This window comes from Stenotrophomonas sp. 610A2, assembly GCF_030549615.1.
Lineage (GTDB): Bacteria > Pseudomonadota > Gammaproteobacteria > Xanthomonadales > Xanthomonadaceae > Stenotrophomonas > Stenotrophomonas pigmentata.
In genome coordinates this window covers 4246039-4263012 of sequence record NZ_CP130832.1, presented here as the reverse complement: position 1 = coordinate 4263012, position 16974 = coordinate 4246039, and the positions used below count along the sequence as shown (strand labels likewise).

Genomic DNA, 16974 nt, shown 5'->3' with positions numbered 1-16974 from the left:
TGCATCAGCGGCGCGGGCCGCGCGCCATCGCCTGGAACACGCCGTCGCGTCGCACCCAGGCGTGGAACAAGGCGGCGCCCACATGCATCAGCACCGTGGCGAACAGCAGGTAGGCGAGCAGGCTATGGGCATTGCGCAGCAGTGCGTACAGCGATGGCGTATGCGGCACGATGGGTGGCAGCTGCACGCCGCCCCACAACACGATGGGATAGCCGCCCGCCGACAACATCGCCCAGCCGATCAGCGGCATCGCCAGCATCAATGCATACAACAGCCAATGCGAAGCGGTCGCAGCCCAGGCCTGCCACGCCGGCAGGTCAGCAGGTAGCGGTGGCGGCCGGTGACGCAGGCGGTTGTACAGGCGCAGCACGGCCAGTAGCAGGATCAGGATGCCGAGTGGTCGGTGCAGGTTGATCAGGCCAGGACGCAGGTGCACCGAGGCAACCATGGACACGCCGATGAACAGCATCGCCAGGATCAGCAGCGCCATGCTCCAGTGCAGCACGCGCGCCAGCAGGTTGAAGTGGCCATTGCTGCTGCTCATGGTTGCACCTGCGCGTTGTCACGGGCGGCATCACCGGTGGCGCGCTCGCGCTCGCGGCGATTGAAGGACTGCGAGTACACCGCCGAACGCGCGGCGAGAATGGGGTCGTCGCTGCCTTCAACGCCGTCCGGAAGGATCAGCGGGTCGAAGTTGAGGTCATTGCAGCTGCCTTGTTCCTGCGGTTGCATCTGGTCGATGTTGAGGACGCCGGCGACCACTTGTTCGCGCTCGGCCGGCCATGGCACCGACGGGTCATTGATCGCGTCCTGTGAACTGGCAAGCGTTACCACCAAGTTCCAGCGAACCGGGCCCTGTGCGAGCCGCTGCTGCAGATCCTGGCTGAGGAAATCCACACCGGCCTGTTCGCGGCTTGCGGCATCCAGTTCACGCGGCGTGGCCTGTGGCTGCCAGCGCCAACGCACTGCACGGCGTTGCCCCTGTGCGTTGGTGAACCAGAAGCTGTTGACGCTGTTGAACTCGGTGCTGGCCCAGCTGTCGGTCCACGGCGCGGTCTTGGCCCACTGGGTGAAGGCACGGGCGCTGGGGTACTTTTCCTGGATCGCCGCCAGTTTTACCGGGTCGGGCTTGCCGGTGGCCGGGTCGGGGATCTGCGCGCGGGTCTGCTCGTAGAAGGCTTCCGGCGTGGCCACGGCGAGGAACGGGAAGCTGTTCATTGCCATGCGCCACTGCTGGCCATCGTCGCTGCTCAGCTGCATGGCGATGCTGCGCACGCGCGCGCTGTTGTCGGCGCCATGCGGGTTGCCGCCGCCTATCGACAGGCGGCCGAGTACCGGCACGCGTTGCTGTTCGAACATGCGGGCATGTGACAGCTGTGGCGCCTGTGCGCTCGGTTCGAACCAGCCGCTTACGCAGACGCCCTTGCTGTGGGCGCGACGAAAGCCGGGGTGGTTGGCGCCGGTGGCTTCGATGGCGTCGGTGAAGTTCTGGGCCGTCAGCCGATCGCGACCGATCCAGCCGGCGAGCCAGGCAAAGCCGAGTGCGACTGCGCCGAGGATCAGCGCGATCAATGCGATCCAGGGCAGGGGAGAGTGCGGCTGGCTGTCGCGCGCTTGCCCGCCGTGGCGGGTGAATTTGAATAGGGGCATTGCGGTACCAGTCGTGTCTGACGGGAGCGTGGTGCCGCTATACGGTGGCAGAAGTGGCTGCGGAGGGCCAGCTTTACGCCTCCGTTGCGCGCAGTGCAGCGGCTTTCAGCCCCCTCCCTTGCGCATAGCGCAGGAGAGGGTTGGGGAGGGGTGAGCTTTTGCATTGTTGCTGCTGCTTTGGCTGCTGCCTTTTTTCGCATGGGTCGCGGCGTGCATGTAACTCAAAATCTGAAGCCAAAGCCAAAGCCAAAGCCAAAGCCAAAGCCAAAGCTCCCCTCATCCCAACCCTTCTCCCGCAGGCGGGAGAAGGGCTAAGGCGACAACCGGAGCAGCAGCCAGAGCAGCAGCCAGAGCATCCCTCCCCTGCGCTGCGCGCAAGGGAGGGGGTGGATCACGCGCGTGCGAGCTTGCGCAGGCGCTTGCGTTCCTTGCTGCGTGCGCGCCAGTTGCGCCAATGCTGCTGCAGGCAGGAGAAGATCACGTACAAGGCCGGGGTGCTGAGCAGGGTCAGGCTCTGCGAGATCAGCAGGCCGCCGATCATTGCGATGCCCAGTGGGCGCCGCAGCTCGGAGCCCTCACCCAGGCCAATCGCCAGCGGTAGTGCCGCAAGAATGGCGACCATCGTGGTCATCATGATCGGGCGGAAACGCACGATGCTGGCTTCGCGCACTGCTTCGGCCGGCGACTTGCCGTGCACGCGCTGCGCCACCAGGGCGAAGTCGATCATCATGATCGCGTTCTTCTTGACGATGCCGATCAGCAACACCAGCGCGATCATCGAGATGATCGACAGATCGGTATTGGTTACCCACAAGGCCAGCAAGGCACCCATGCCCGCTGCCGGCAACGTGGACAGGATGGTCACCGGATGCACCAGGTTCTCGTAGAGCATGCCGAGCACGATGTAGACCGTGGCGATGGCTGCGATGATCAGCATCAGCATCGCCACCGGGTCCATTGCCTGGCGGAAACCACCGGGCGCGGCCTGGCGGATATCGCCGGGCATGCGCAGGCCTTCGATCACCGATTTGACGATGGCATCGCCTTCGCCGCTGCTTACGCCGGGGGCAAGGTTGTAGCTCAGGTCCATCACCGTGTACTGGTTCTGGTGGGTGACCTGCGATGGTGCCAGGCCGGCTTCCTGATGGGCCAGTGCGGTCAGCGGAATCATCTGCCCGCTCTTGGACGGCACATACAGGTCTTCAATCGCGGCCGGGCTGCCGGTCTGGCTGGGCAGTGCATTGACGACCACGCCGTACTGATTGAGATCGGCATAGATGGTGGAGATCTGGCGCTGGCCGAAGGCGCCGTACAGCGCGCCGTCGATGGCACCAATGGTCACGCCAAGGCGCGAGGCCTTCTCGCGGTCGATGACGATCTTCTGCATCAAGCCGCCCTTGTCCACGTCGGAGCCGACATCGCGCAATTGCGGATGCTGCTTCAGCGCGGTCACCAGCTTGGGCAGCCATTCGGCCAGCTGTTCGGCGTCGTTGCCCTGCAGGGTCACGCGGTTCTGCGCGCCCTGTGAGCCGCCACCGCCGCCGTCGGAGGGAAGGTCCTGGATCGCGCGCAGACGCACATCCAGATCCGGGAACTGCGCCGCCTTGGCGCTGAGCCGGCTGACCACCACATTGGTGGGCTCCTTGCGGCCTTCCTTCTCGGTATGCAGTTCGATGTTGAACTGTGCGCTGCTGCCCTGGCGGCTGGAACCCAGGCGAGAGCCGACCATCTTCACCGCAGGGTCGGCCAGGAAGGTATCGCTGAGCCGGCGCTGGCGCTCGGCCATTTCCTGGAACGAGACAGTGGCGCTGGAGCTGGCGCGGCCCCAGATCAGGCCGGTGTCCTGTTCGGGGAACTGGCCCTTGCTGACCGAGCCGGCCAGATAGAACGTGGCCACGATCAGCAGCAACGGCGTCAGTGACAGCAGCAAGGCATGGCGCAGCGAGAAATCCAGCGCGACCGTATAGACCTTGAGCATGCCTTCATGCACGCGGTCCAGCATGCGATTGGTGCGGGTATCGCGTGCACCTTCGGCATGCGGATGCAGGAAGCGCGCGCACAGTGCCGGGGTCAGGGTCAGCGAGACCACCGCCGAGACCAGGATCGCCGCAACCAGGGTAAGCGTGAACTCGCGGAAGAACGCGCCGATCATGCCCTGGGCGAAGATGATCGGCAGGAATACCGCGATCAGCGAGGCGGTGATCGAGACGATGGTGAAGCCGATCTCGCGTGCTCCCGCCATCGCCGCTTCACGCCGCGGCATGCCCTCGTCGAGGTGGCGCATGACGTTCTCGATCACCACGATGGCATCGTCGACGACGAAGCCAATCGCGATCACCAGCGCCAGCAGGGTGAGGTTGTTGAGGGTGAAGTCCAGCGCATACATCACCAGCGCGGCACCGGCCAGCGACAGCGGGACGGTCACTGCGGCAATCAGCGTCGGTGCCAGCCGGCGCAGGAACAGCGCCATGGTCAGGATTACCATCAGCAGGCTGATCATCAAGGTGATCTGTACTTCGGCCAGCGAAGCGCGGATGGTCGGCGTGCGGTCGAAATACGGGGTCAGCGTGCTGCCGGCATCCAGATAACCGGTGAGCGAGGGAATGGCCGCCTTTACCCGATCAACCGTGGCGACCAGGTTGTCACCGCTGCGCAGGTAGACATACATCAGCACGCCGCGCTTGCCGTTGAACCAGGCCGCTTGATAAGCATCCTGTTGGCCGTCGTAGACCGTGGCCACGTCCTTCAGCCGGACGACTGCGCCGTCATGGGTGGAGATGGCGACGTTGGCGAAATCCGAGGCCTTGCGGATCTGGTCATTGAGGATGATCGCGGTCTGGCTGCTGCCGTCGCTGAGGAAGCCCAGCGGCGAGGCGACGTTGGCTGCGCGCATCGCATTGCGCAGGTCATCCGGGCTCAAGCCCAGTGCCGTCATCGCACGCAGGTTGAGGTCGACGCGCACCGCCGGCGTGGAAGCGCCGGCGATATCCACCTGCGAGACGCCGGGCAGCTGGCGCAGGCGCTGCGCCAGCAGTGAATCGGCGGTGTTGTACAGCTCGGCCACCGACTGCGTGTCCGAGGTCAGTGCCAGCGCGATCACCGGATCGTCGTTGGGGTTGGCCTTCTGGTACGTCGGCGTATTGATGCCGGCCGGCAGGTCGGCCATGGCCGCATTGATCGCAGCCTGCACGTCCTGTGCGGCCGAATCGATGTTGCGGCTGGTGTTGAACATAAAAAACACCATGCTGCGGCCATCGCTGCTGCTGGAACGCATGGTGTCGATGCCAGGCACCTGGCCCAGGTGCCGCTCCAAGGGTGCGGTGACCGTGGCCGCCATGGTGTTGGCGTCGGCACCGGTATTGGAGGCCTGCACGAAGATCACCGGGATGGCGAGGTTGGGCAGGGCGGCAACGCCCAGCCGCAGGTAGCAGACCAGACCGGCGAAGAACAGACCGATCGCCAGCAAGGTGATGCCGATCGGGCGCGAGATGAAAGGCGCGGAGATGTTCATCCGCGCTTACCGTGCCGTCTGCAGGCGTGCAGCGGCGCGTTGCTCGCGGCGCTTGGCCGCCCACTCGGACAGACGCTCGAAGTACAGGTAGATCACCGGCGTGGTGTACAGCGTCACCAGCTGCGACAGCAGCAGGCCGCCGACGATGGCCACACCCAGCGGACGCCGCAACTCCGAACCGATGCCAGTGCCCAAGGCCAGCGGCAAGGCACCAAGCATGGCCGCGGCGGTAGTCATCATGATCGGGCGGAAACGCAGCAGGCAGGCGCGACGGATCGCGTCATAGGCATTGGCGCCGGAGCGCTGCGCGTCGAGCGCGAAGTCGATCATCATGATCGCGTTCTTCTTGACGATACCGATCAGCAGCACGATGCCGACGATGCCATCCACCGACAGGCTCATGCCGCACAGGTACAAGGCCAGCAGTGCGCCGACGCCGGCCGGCGGCAGGGTCGAGATGATGGTCAGCGGATGGATCCAGCTTTCGTACAGCACGCCGAGCACGATGTAGATCACCGCGATGGCGGCCAGCAGCAACAGGATCACATCGGTCTGACTGCTGGAGAACTCGGCGGCGGTGCCGACGAACTGCGCCTGCATCTGCTGCGGCAGCTCCAACTCGGCTACCGCCTTGTTGATCGCATCCACGCCTTCGGACAGTGAGTAACCCGGTGCCAGGTTGAACGAGATCGTCGCCGACGGCAGCTGCTGCTGGTGGCTGACGATCAGCGGTGCGGTGCCGGGCTTGGCGCTGGCAATCGCCGACAACGGGATGCTGCCGCCTGCGCCCAGCGCGATGCCGGTATTGGCACTGCCGATGCCGGTTGCGGTGGACGAATTGCTCGAGGTCACCTGGCCCAGGGTGGTGGCATTGCTGCCGCTGAGCGTGCCGCTGCCATTGCTGCCGATCGCCAGCTGGTTCATCAGCGCATCACTGGTGCGGAACTCCGGCGCCACTTCCAGCACCACGCGGTACTGGTTGAGCTGGGTGAAGATGGTCGAGATCTGGCGCTGGCCGTAGGCGTCATACAGCGTGTCGTCGATGGTCTGCATCGGCACGCCGTAACGGCTGGCCTTGTCGCGGTCCACTTCCACATGCAGCGCGCGGCCATGGTTGGCCAGGTTGTCGTCGACATCGGCCAGTTCCGGCAGCCGTCGCAACGCATCAGTGACACGCTCGGTCTGCTTGGCCAGCTCGGCGCTGTCCATGTCCGACAGCGAGAACTGGTAGGCAGTGGCGGCTACGCGTGTATCCAGGGTCACGTCCTGTACCGGCTTCAGGTACAGGGCGATGCCGGGGATATGCGCGGCCGCGGCCTGCAGACGCGGCAGGATCACATCCAAGCCATCACGATCGCCACGGTCCTTGAGCACGATGCTCAGCTGGCCCTGGTTGAGGGTGGGATTCATGCTGCCAGCGCCGATGTAGGCGGCGACGCCGGTGACAGCCTCATCACTCTGCAGTGCGGCGGCGACGGCCTGCGTGCGCTGCTGCATCTGCTCGAAGGCGACGTTCTGGTCGGCGATGACCACGCCGGTGACCATGCCGGTGTCCTGGTCGGGCAGCAGGCCCTTGGGGATCACCATGTACAGCACTACGGTCAACGCGACCGATGCCAGGGCGATGCCCAGGGTCAGCGGCTGGTGGTGCAGCACCCAGTCCAGCGTGCGCTCGTAGACGCCGACCAGGCGCGACCAGGCGGTGACCTTGCCTTCCGCCGCGGTCCGCTCATGCGCGTCGTCGCCCTCCGGCAGCGCATCGGGCTTGAGCAGGTAGGCGCACATCATCGGCGTCAGCGTCAGCGAGATCACCATCGAGATGGCGACCGCAATCGACAACACCCACGCGAACTCATGGAACAAACGGCCGGTGACGCCCGGCATCAGGATCAGCGGCAGGAATACCGCGATCAGGGACACCGTCAACGACAGCACGGTGAAGCCGATCTCGCGCGAACCAATTTCCGCCGCTTCCTGGCCGTCCTTGCCTTTCTCGATGTAGCGCACGATGTTTTCGATCATCACGATCGCATCGTCGACCACGAAGCCGGTGGCCACGGTCAGCGCCATCAGCGACAGGTTGTCCAGCGACATGCCGGCGAAGGCCATCACCCCGAACGTACCGAGCAGGGACAGCGGCACCGCTACCGACGGGATCACCGTCGCCCACAGGCGGCGCAGGAACACGAAGATCACCGCCACCACCAGGCAGATGGTGAGGACCAAGGTGAACTGCACGTCATGCACCGAGGCGCGGATGGTCACCGTGCGGTCGGAGAACACATCGAGCTTTACGTCGGCTGGCAGCATGCCCTGCAGGTTGGGCAGGATCTGGCGGATGTTCTCCACCGTCTTGACGATGTTGGCACCGGGCTGGCGGCGTACTTCCAGCAGCACCGCCGGCTTGCCATCGGCCCAGGCGGCGAGCTGGTCGTTCTCGACGCCATCGACCACCTTGGCGACGTCGCGCAGACGCACCGGCGCACCGTTCTGGTAGCGGATGATGATGTCGTTGTAGTCGGCAGCGTCGCTGAGCTGGTCGTTGGTGGACAGCGTATAGCTCTGCGTCTTGCCGTTGAGCGAGCCCTTGGGCGCATTGACGTTGGCCTGGGTCAGCGCACTGCGCAGGTCTTCCAGGGTCATGCCCATGTTGGACAGCTGTGCCGGGTTGACCTGGATGCGCACCGCGGGCCGCACGTTGCCGGCGATGGAGACCAGGCCGACGCCGTCGGTCTGCGACAGGCGTTGGGCGAGGATGGAGTCGGCGAGGTCGTTGACCTCACGCAGCGGGCGCGTGTCCGAGGCCAGCTTCAGGGTCAGGATCGGCGCATCGGCCGGATTCACCCGGTTGTAGACCGGCTGGTAGGGCAGCGAGCTGGGCAGGGTGGCCTGGCGGATCGCCGCCTGCACGTCCTGCGCGGCGGTATCCAGATCGCGTTCCATCGAGAACTGCAGCACGATGCTGGACAGCCCTGCCGACGAATCGGAGGTCATCATGTCCAGCCCGGAAATCTGCCCCAGCTGCCGCTCCAGCGGTGTGGTCACCAGCGAGGCCATGGTCTGCGCGCTGGCACCCGGATACTGGGTGGTCACCACCAGACTGGGCGCTTCGATCTCGGGCAGGGCCGCAACCGGCAGGCGCTGGTAACCGAGGATGCCCAGCAGCATCAGCCCGATCATCAACAGGGAGGTGGCGATCGGGCGCCGGATGAAGATAGTCGAAAAGCCCACGGTCGGTTCCTGGTGCGGGGGAGGGGAGGCGGGTGCCGGCCAGCGCATCAGCGCGGCGGGCCACCCCGTCCACCACGGTTGCCCTTCTGGCTGGCCGCCTTGAGCTGTTCTTCAGTCGGTGCCGGCGGTGCCTGGCCTGGTGCCAGTGCGTTGACCTTGCTGCCTTCCTTCAAGCGGAACTGGCCTTCGGTGACGACCTTGTCGCCGGCCTGCAGGCCCTTGCTGATCACCACGTGGCTGTCATCGACCTGGCCGCCCTGCACCACATCACGCAGGGTGACGGTGTTGTCGGCCTTCACCAGGTAGACGAAGTCGCTGGTGCTGCTGCGCTGCACGGCTTCGGCCGGCACCACGATCGCGCCCGGCAGCACGTTGAGCTTCATCTGTACATTGACGAACTGGCCCGGCCACAGTGCATCGTTGGCGTTCGGGAACTGCGCACGCAGGCGGAAGGTGCCGCTGCTGCTGCTGATCTGGTTGTCCACCACCTGCAGCACGCCGTCGGCATTGACCACGCTGCCGCCTTCGCGGTCCAGGGTGGCGGTCTGCAGCGGGCCTGCGGCCTGCGCGCTGCGCACTGCATCGAGCTGCTGCTCTGGCAGGTTGAACAGCACATAGGCCGGCTGCAGCTGGGTCACGGTGACGATCTGGCTGCCGGCGCTGACCACATTGCCCGGGTCGACCGCACGGATACCGGCGATGCCATTGATCGGTGAGGTGATGCGGGTGTAGTCCAACTGCACCTTGGCCTGCGCGGCCGAAGCCTGCGAGGCGGCCACGGCGGCCTGGTACTGGCTGACCTGGTTGCGCAGCGTGGTCAGGTCGGTCTGCGCCACGAACTGGCGGTATTCCGGCGAGTTGGAGCGCGCGTAATTGGACTGCGCGGTGGCCAGCAGGGCCTCGTTCTGGCGCTTGCTGGCGACGGCCTGGTCGTACTGGGCCTGGAAGGTGCGCGGGTCGATCTGCGCCAGCAGATCACCCTTCTTGACTGCCTGGCCTTCGCGGAAGTTGACGCTGAGCAGCTGGCCACCGACCTGCGGGCTGACCGTGACGGTATTGAACGCTGTCACCGTGCCCTGTGCGGTCAGGTAGACCGGCACGTCTTTCTTCTCGGCGCTGACCGCGGTGACCGGCACCGGATCCTTGTCCTGCTCGCCCCGGCCGCCCTGGTTCATGCCTGCCGGCGCCGCACCGGCCTTCTGCTTGCCGCCCCCCATCACCCGATAGCCGATACCGGCCACCAGCAGCACTGCAATGACCAGCAGTACGATCTTCCAGAAACGCGACATGCGAAAACTCCTGAGCAACCGATTGGGGGGAGAACGAACAAGGCGCAGAGGATACCCCCGTGCCTGTGGTCTGGGAGGCATGACCGATGGGCCACGCATACAGACCCGTGCAGGTGATGAACGTTCCATCGCGGCATCGGTTGACCTGATGTTGTAGTGCCGAGCCATGCTCGGCAAAGGGGCCTTCCCTGCATCCCATCAACATGCAGGAAGGTTGTAGGAGCGGCGTGAGCCGCGAAGCCGACACATTGGGAACCACCAATTGGTTTGTGATCTGGCGAACCACCAGCTTCGCGGCTGACGCCGCTCCTGCAAGTCGGTGGCTGCGGGGAACGCCACTGCCGAGCATGGCTCGGCACTACGCCGGATTACTTACATCGTGTCGGTTCCCTGCCGACAGGCGCTTGGCCCATGATTGGCCTACATTCACCCTGTCCCCGATTGGAAGGAGAGTTGCTGATGGCCCGCAAGACCGTGTTGCTGTCTGCCTTGCTTTGCGCCCTTGCCCCGCTGGCGCAGGCCCAGGATGCCGCGCAGCGGCCGGAGGTGGCAGCTGCCGCCACTCGCCTGCAGCAGCAGGTGGTGGATTGGCGTCGCGACTTCCACGCCCATCCGGAACTCTCCAACCGCGAAGAACGCACCGCCGCCAAGGTTGCCGAGCGCCTGCGGGCGATGGGCCTGAACCCGAAGACCGGCGTGGCCGTGCACGGCGTGGTCGCCATCATCAAGGGTGGGCTGCCCGGCCCGAAGATCGCCCTGCGCGCCGACATGGACGCACTGCCGGTCACCGAACAGACCGGCCTGCCATTCGCCTCCAAGGCCACCGCCGAGTACCGCGGCGAACAGGTCGGGGTGATGCATGCCTGTGGCCATGACGCGCACACCGCCACACTGCTGGGCGTGGCAGACGCCTTGGTCGCCATGCGCGACAAGCTGCCCGGTGAAGTGATGCTGATCTTCCAGCCCGCCGAGGAAGGCGCGCCGCCGCCGGAGCAGGGCGGTGCCGACCTGATGCTGAAGGAAGGCCTGTTCAAGGACTTCAAGCCGGAGGCGGTATTCGGCCTGCATGTGTTCTCCAGCGTGCAGGCGGGCCAGATCGCGGTGCGTGGTGGCCCGCTGATGGCCGCCTCCGATCGCTTCGGCATCACCGTCAATGGTCGCCAGACGCATGGTTCGGCGCCGTGGAACGGGGTGGACCCGATTGTGGCTGCGTCCGATCTGATCGGCACCGCGCAGACCATCGTCAGCCGCCGCGTCAATCTGTCCAAGCAGCCGGCGGTGGTCACCTTTGGCGCGATCAAGGGCGGCATCCGCTACAACATCATCCCCGACTCGGTGGAAATGGTCGGCACCATCCGCACCTTCGATCCGGTCATGCGCCAGCAGATCTTCGCCGACCTGCGCAACGTCGCCGAGCACACCGCCGCCGCACACGGCGCAACTGCCGTCACCGACATCTACGAGAAGGACGGCAACCCGGCCACGGTCAACGATCCGGCCCTGACCGCGCGCATGCTGCCCAGCCTGCAGGCCGTGGTCGGCAAGGGCAACGTCTACGAACCGCCGCTGCAGATGGGCTCGGAGGACTTCTCGCTGTATGCACAGCAGGTGCCGTCGATGTTCTTCTTCGTCGGTTCTACCGGTGCCGGCATCGATCCGGCCACTGCGCCCAGCAATCATTCGCCCAAGTTTCTGCTCGACGAGAAGGCGCTGGATGTAGGTCTGCGCGCGCTGTTGCAGGTGTCGCTGGATTACCTGCACGGTGACAAGGCAGGCTGACTCCGGGTACTGTCGGGGCTTACCTACAAGGACGAAGGAGCCCCATGAGCGTCAGCCTGGCCATGCTGCTGCAGTCGCAGCTCGACCCGCAGTTCACCGCCGAAGCCCTGCTTGCGCAGATGCGCAGCGATTGGCCTGACCTGGACCAATCGCTGCTGCGGCTGGGCGAAGCCCGAACCGATGCTGAGGGCGACAAGGATGCCGATGACGAGGATTCGTCGGTGCAATGCCTGGAGTACGCCGACTATCTGATCGCCTTGATGCCGATCCCGGTGCAGATCGGCGATGACATTGACCAGATCTGCGCACACAGCCGACTGTGGCCGGAGGCCTCGCCGGCACCGGTGGATTACACCGCGCACACCATCGTCACCGTGATGCGGTTCGGCGATGACAGTCAGGAGGACAGCAACCTCGTCGCCCAGGCCGCACTACTCAGTCGCGTGCTGGCCTCGGCTGTTGCCTTGTCCGACAGCATCCAGGCGGTCTACTTCGGCAGTGCCAACCATGTGGTGCTGCCGGGCCTGTTCCGCGAGCTGACCCAGGCCACCCTGCCCGAGCCGCTGCCGATTGCCTGGGTGGCGATCAACGTCGGCTCGCGTCCGGACGGGGTGATGACCGGGCATACCCGCGGCATGGACATGCTCGGCTTGATGGACATCGAGATTCCAGAGACCGGGGACACTGCTGAAGGCGTGTTCAGCCGGCTCACCGGCATCGTCGATTACCTGATCGAGAACGGCATGGTCATCAACGATGGCGACACCCTCGGGGCAACCGAGGAGGAACGCATCCGCGTGGTCTACGGTCCCTCGGCGCTGGACCCGGAGCGGGAAGTGATGCAGCTGGTGAGCGAGGAGATCCCACAGGCCAAACCCAGCAAATCGTGGTGGGCGCGGCTGCTGAACTGAAGCCGCGCAGGCATGGGTTTCATGGCAGAAGAGCGCCCCGGTATAGGCGGCGCTCAAGCTGGCGCAATTAAACTGTGCCAATGAACACACCCCAAGATTCCAGCCTCGGCCGAGAGGTCGAATACCCCCGCCAGTACGACGCCAGTCTGCTGTTCCCGATCCCGCGCGCCGGCGCACGTGCCGAGATCGGCCTGGGCAGCGAACTGCCGTTCGTCGGCGAGGACCGCTGGCATATCTATGAGCTGGGTTGGCTGGATGCGCGCGGCAAACCCTGCGTGGAGACCGCGACCCTGTACGTGCCGGGCACGTCGCCAAACCTGATCGAGTCCAAGTCGCTCAAGTTGTACCTGAATTCGCTGAACGGGGCGCGTTTCAACCGTGCCGAGGCGGTACGCGAGCGCATTGCCACCGATCTGTCGGCCTGCGCCGGTGCCGATGTGCGGGTCGAGTTCGGCCTGCCGCCGGTCGAGCAGGCGGCGGGGGAGAGCATTGACCACCTGGATGTCGCCATTGAAAGCTACGGCCCGCCGGACGCGGCCTTGCTGCTTGCCGATACCAGCACGATGGCCAGTGAGACCCTGGTTTCGGCGCTGCTCAAGTCAAATTGCCCGGTGACCGGCCAGCCGGACTGGGCCAGCGTCAGCATCCGCTACCAGGGCCCACGCATCGACCGCGAAGGCCTGCTGCGCTATCTGGTCAGCTACCGCGACCATGCCGAGTTCCATGAACAGTGCGTGGAGCGGATCTTCCTGGAGCTGAGCCAGCGTTGCCAGCCGGCCACGCTGGAAGTGGAGGCGCGCTATACCCGCCGTGGCGGTCTGGACATCAATCCGCGCCGGGCCAGTCCGGGTCTGGTCGCCAGCGCGCCGATCCGCGACCTGCGTCAATAAACATTCAGCTGCGTACGCAGGTTTTTACGTCGGCGCGATGAAACCTTAACAGGCCTCATGCAATCGTTGCTCCCGTCAGTCACGGAGGAGCAACCTGGATGAGCAGTACTGAAAAGAAAGCCGACTTTTCCGATGTCACCGGGACCGTCAGCAGTACCGAGCAGGTGGTACAGAAAGCTGATTTCTCCGATGTCACGGCTACCGTGACCAGCACTGAAGAGATCGTCGGCGAGCAGCACTACACGGTGCAGAGCGGCGACAACCTTTCCAAGATCGCCAAGAACCTGCTTGGCGATGGCAATGCGTGGAAGAAAATCTTCGATGCCAACCGTGACGTCCTCGATGATCCGGACAAGATCCGGCCGGGACAGATACTGAAGATTCCTGCGCGTCAGGGCTGATCCCCGACACGCGCTACGTACGAACTTTCAAACCAGATTCGGAGCAATTCATGAAGAAGACTTCGCTTAGCAGTGCCCTGATGATCGCAGTGGTCGGTGCGGTTGCGCTGGTTGGTTGCAAGAAGAAGGAAGAAGAGGTCGCGCCACCGCCGCCGGTTGCTGCAGCCCCGGCACCGATGGTTGAGTCCGCACCTGCCGCGCCCGTTCTCGCAGTGACTTCGGTGACGGTCGGCAACGCGGCTGCGGCTGATCTGTCGGTGGCACCGGTTGCAGTGTTGGCTGCCAAGGACAAGATCATCGTCTCGGTCAAGACCAGCGGTACCGCCAGCAATGTGCCGGTGGCCGCCAAGTTGACCTATCAGGATGGCCAGGTTGCCGGTGAGCAGAGCGCCACGCTCAACGCGACCGACGCAGGCACAACCAATATCGAATTCACCAAGGCAACGCCGTGGCCGGCCGGCAAGTACACCGCCGACGTCACCGTCGACGGCAAGGCTGCCGGTACCCAGCAGCAGTTCGAGGTGAAGTGAGCAAGGCGTAAGCCGGCGAACTCTCTCCCGCCGGTGAAACGCATGGGCGCAGCCAACAGGCTGCGCCTTTTTTTTGCGCCAACCGTAGATGCTTGCGGTAGGAGCGGCGTCAGCCGCGAAGCAGAAACACCATCAGATGAAGGGATTCGAGCAACCTCAGCGTCGCGGCTGACGCCGCTCCCGCAGGACGCACCGTGCGGCTGCGTGGAGCCGCGGTTTGCGCACTGTGCGAACCTGTTCCATGCGTGGCGCGGGTGGTTGCAGGTGACACCACCACGGTCGTGAGCGACATGAGCAAGACGGCACAAGGCCTGCGCGGGCTTGCGCTGCGACCGATCCGCCATTCCCTACCTTTGCGTATGGGTTTACTTTGCCCGGCCCGGTCGAAAACGCGACAATACAAGGGTTTCCCAATCCGGTAGCCGGATGGGTTTTGCGCGCCGGCCCACTGGATGGTCGTGCGCCGGCCCGATCGCCGCTGCCATTCCACGCACCGCATCCGTCAGCAAGAGAGTTTTTGCCCCCATGTCGAATACGCCGAAGATCATCTACACGCTCACCGACGAAGCTCCGTTCCTGGCCACGCAGTCGCTGCTGCCCATCGTCGATGCCTTTACCGCGACCGCCGGCATCGCCGTCGAAACCCGCGACATCTCGCTGTCCGGCCGCATCCTGTCGCAGTTCCCGGATTTCCTGAAGGACGACCAGAAGATCAGCGATGACCTGGCCGAGCTGGGCGAGCTGGCGACCACGCCGGAAGCCAACATCATCAAGCTGCCGAACGTGTCGGCTTCGGTGCCGCAGCTCAAGGCTGCGATCAAGGAACTGCAGGAGCAGGGCTTCATCCTGCCGAACTACCCGGACGCACCGACCGACGACGTGTCGCGTGACATCCAGGCGCGCTATGACAAGATCAAGGGCAGTGCGGTCAACCCTGTGTTGCGCGAAGGCAACTCCGATCGCCGCGCACCGTTGTCGGTGAAGAACTACGCCCGCAAGCACCCGCACCGCATGGGCGCCTGGACTGCCGACTCCAAGTCGCACGTCGCGCACATGGACGGCGGTGACTTCTACGGCAGCGAGAAGTCGGCCACCGTCGCCAACGCCGGCAGCCTGAAGATCGAGCTGGTACAGAACGACGGCAACACCGTCGTGCTGAAGGCCAAGACCGCAGTCAAGGCCGGCGAGATCGTCGATGCTTCGGTGATGAACCGCAAGGCGCTGGCCGCCTTCGTTGACGCACAGATCGCCGATGCCAAGGAGCAGGGCGTGCTGTTCTCGCTGCACCTGAAGGCGACCATGATGAAGGTCTCCGACCCGATCATGTTCGGCGTCGTGGTCGACGAGTTCTACAAGGACGTGCTGGGCAAGCACGCCGCCAACCTCGCCCAGATCGGTTTCGATTCCAACAACGGCATCGGTGACCTGTACGCGCGCCTGTCGCAGCTGCCGGAAGCCGAGCAGGAAGCGATCAAGGCCGACATCGCCGCCGAGTACGCCAAGCGTCCGGCCGTGGCCATGGTCAACTCGGACAAGGGCATCACCAACCTGCATGTGCCGTCGGACGTGATCGTCGACGCCTCGATGCCGGCGATGATCCGTGACTCCGGCAAGATGTGGAACACCGAAGGCAAGCTGCAGGACACCAAGGCCGTCATCCCGGACCGCTGCTACGCCGGCGTGTACCAGGCCGTTATCGAAGATTGCAAGGCACACGGCGCGTTCAACCCGGCCACCATGGGCTCGGTGCCAAACGTCGGCCTGATGGCACAGAAGGCCGAGGAGTACGGCTCGCACGACAAGACCTTCCAGATCGCTGCCGATGGCGTGGTCAAGGTCAGCGACGAAGCCGGCAACGTGGTGTTCGAGCACGCCGTCGAAGCCGGTGATATCTGGCGCATGTGCCAGACCAAGGACGCGCCGATCCAGGATTGGGTGAAGCTGGCTGTCAGCCGCGCCCGCCTGAGCAACACCCCGGCGCTGTTCTGGCTGGACAGCAAGCGTGCCCACGATGCACAGGTGATCGCCAAGGTCGAAAAGTACTTGAAGGACCATGACACCAACGGTCTGGACATCCGCATCCTGTCGCCGGAAGAAGCCACGGCCGTATCGCTGGAGCGCATCCGCAAGGGCGAGGACACCATCTCGGTGACCGGCAACGTGCTGCGTGATTACCTGACCGACCTGTTCCCGATCCTGGAGCTGGGTACCAGCGCCAAGATGTTGTCGATCGTGCCGCTGATGGCCGGTGGCGGCCTGTTCGAAACCGGTGCCGGTGGTTCGGCGCCGAAGCACGTGCAGCAGTTCGTCGAAGAGGATTACCTGCGTTGGGATTCGCTGGGTGAATTCCTGGCGCTGGCTGCATCGCTGGAACACCTGGGTCAGCGTTACGACAACAAGGGCGCCACCGTGCTCGCCAATGCCCTGGACGCTGCCAATGGCAAGTTCCTGGACAACGACAAGTCGCCGTCGCGCAAGCTGGGTGGCATCGACAACCGCGGCAGCCACTTCTACCTTGCCATGTACTGGGCGCAGGCGCTGGCCGAGCAGAACGAAGATGCCGCGCTGAAGGCAAAGTTCGCACCGCTGGCCGAAGTACTGACCAGCAACGAGCAGAAGATCGTTGACGAGCTGGCAGCGGTGCAGGGCAAGGCCGTGGACATCGGCGGCTACTACCGTCCTGACCTGTCCAAGGCCGGCCCGGCGATGCGTCCGAGTGCCACGCTCAATGCCGCGATCGCCAGCCTCAAGGCTTGATCAAACGTAAGAGCAGTAGCGGCGA

General features: G+C 64.8%; 11 protein-coding genes. 6 read left to right on the top strand and 5 right to left on the bottom strand.

Going from position 1 to position 16974, the window contains the following annotated elements; genetic code table 11:
- Window positions 1-4: 4 nt before the first annotated feature.
- The 5 genes from Q5Z11_RS18875 to Q5Z11_RS18855 form a co-directional block, all read right to left on the bottom strand.
- The gene (locus Q5Z11_RS18875) at window positions 5-544 is read right to left on the bottom strand and encodes a cytochrome b (RefSeq protein WP_303747819.1); all 540 of its coding nucleotides are present in this window, start codon (window positions 542-544) and stop codon (window positions 5-7) included.
- Window positions 541-1650, bottom strand: coding sequence for a catalase family peroxidase (locus Q5Z11_RS18870; RefSeq protein WP_303747818.1), 1110 nt, complete (start codon window positions 1648-1650; stop codon window positions 541-543). Before Q5Z11_RS18870 ends, Q5Z11_RS18875 begins: the two co-directional genes overlap by 4 nt.
- Before the next feature lie 391 nt (window positions 1651-2041).
- Window positions 2042-5161 (bottom strand): efflux RND transporter permease subunit, encoded by a 3120-nt coding sequence (locus Q5Z11_RS18865; protein WP_303747817.1) that lies wholly within the window; start codon window positions 5159-5161, stop codon window positions 2042-2044.
- A 6-nt stretch (window positions 5162-5167) separates the two neighbouring features.
- On the bottom strand, window positions 5168-8392 hold the full coding sequence (locus Q5Z11_RS18860) for an efflux RND transporter permease subunit (RefSeq protein ID WP_303747816.1): 3225 nt from the start codon (window positions 8390-8392) through the stop codon (window positions 5168-5170).
- Between the two features lie 47 nt (window positions 8393-8439).
- Window positions 8440-9681: an efflux RND transporter periplasmic adaptor subunit gene (locus Q5Z11_RS18855; RefSeq protein ID WP_303747815.1), complete on the bottom strand. Its 1242-nt coding sequence runs from the start codon at window positions 9679-9681 to the stop codon at window positions 8440-8442.
- 459 nt (window positions 9682-10140) lie between these two features.
- On the opposite strand from Q5Z11_RS18855, the gene Q5Z11_RS18850 reads away from it, so the two are divergent.
- The 6 genes from Q5Z11_RS18850 to Q5Z11_RS18825 all read left to right on the top strand — a co-directional run bounded on the left by Q5Z11_RS18850 (window position 10141) and on the right by Q5Z11_RS18825 (window position 16949).
- Entirely contained in the window at window positions 10141-11460 is a 1320-nt protein-coding gene (locus Q5Z11_RS18850; RefSeq protein WP_303747814.1) for an amidohydrolase, read from the top strand.
- Window positions 11461-11504: 44 nt separating this feature from the next.
- Window positions 11505-12371, top strand: coding sequence for a DUF4261 domain-containing protein (locus tag Q5Z11_RS18845; RefSeq protein WP_303747813.1), 867 nt, complete (start codon window positions 11505-11507; stop codon window positions 12369-12371).
- Between the two features lie 80 nt (window positions 12372-12451).
- Window positions 12452-13261, top strand: a complete 810-nt coding sequence (gene queF, locus Q5Z11_RS18840) for an NADPH-dependent 7-cyano-7-deazaguanine reductase QueF (RefSeq protein ID WP_303747812.1) — start codon at window positions 12452-12454, stop codon at window positions 13259-13261.
- Between the two features lie 98 nt (window positions 13262-13359).
- The gene (locus Q5Z11_RS18835; RefSeq protein WP_303747811.1) at window positions 13360-13662 is read left to right on the top strand and encodes a LysM peptidoglycan-binding domain-containing protein; all 303 of its coding nucleotides are present in this window, start codon (window positions 13360-13362) and stop codon (window positions 13660-13662) included.
- Window positions 13663-13712: 50 nt separating this feature from the next.
- A complete protein-coding gene (locus Q5Z11_RS18830; RefSeq protein ID WP_303747810.1) occupies window positions 13713-14192 on the top strand; it encodes a hypothetical protein in 480 nt (159 codons plus the stop codon).
- Between the two features lie 525 nt (window positions 14193-14717).
- Entirely contained in the window at window positions 14718-16949 is a 2232-nt protein-coding gene (locus Q5Z11_RS18825) for an NADP-dependent isocitrate dehydrogenase (protein ID WP_303747809.1), read from the top strand.
- The last annotated feature ends 25 nt before the right edge of the window (window positions 16950-16974 follow it).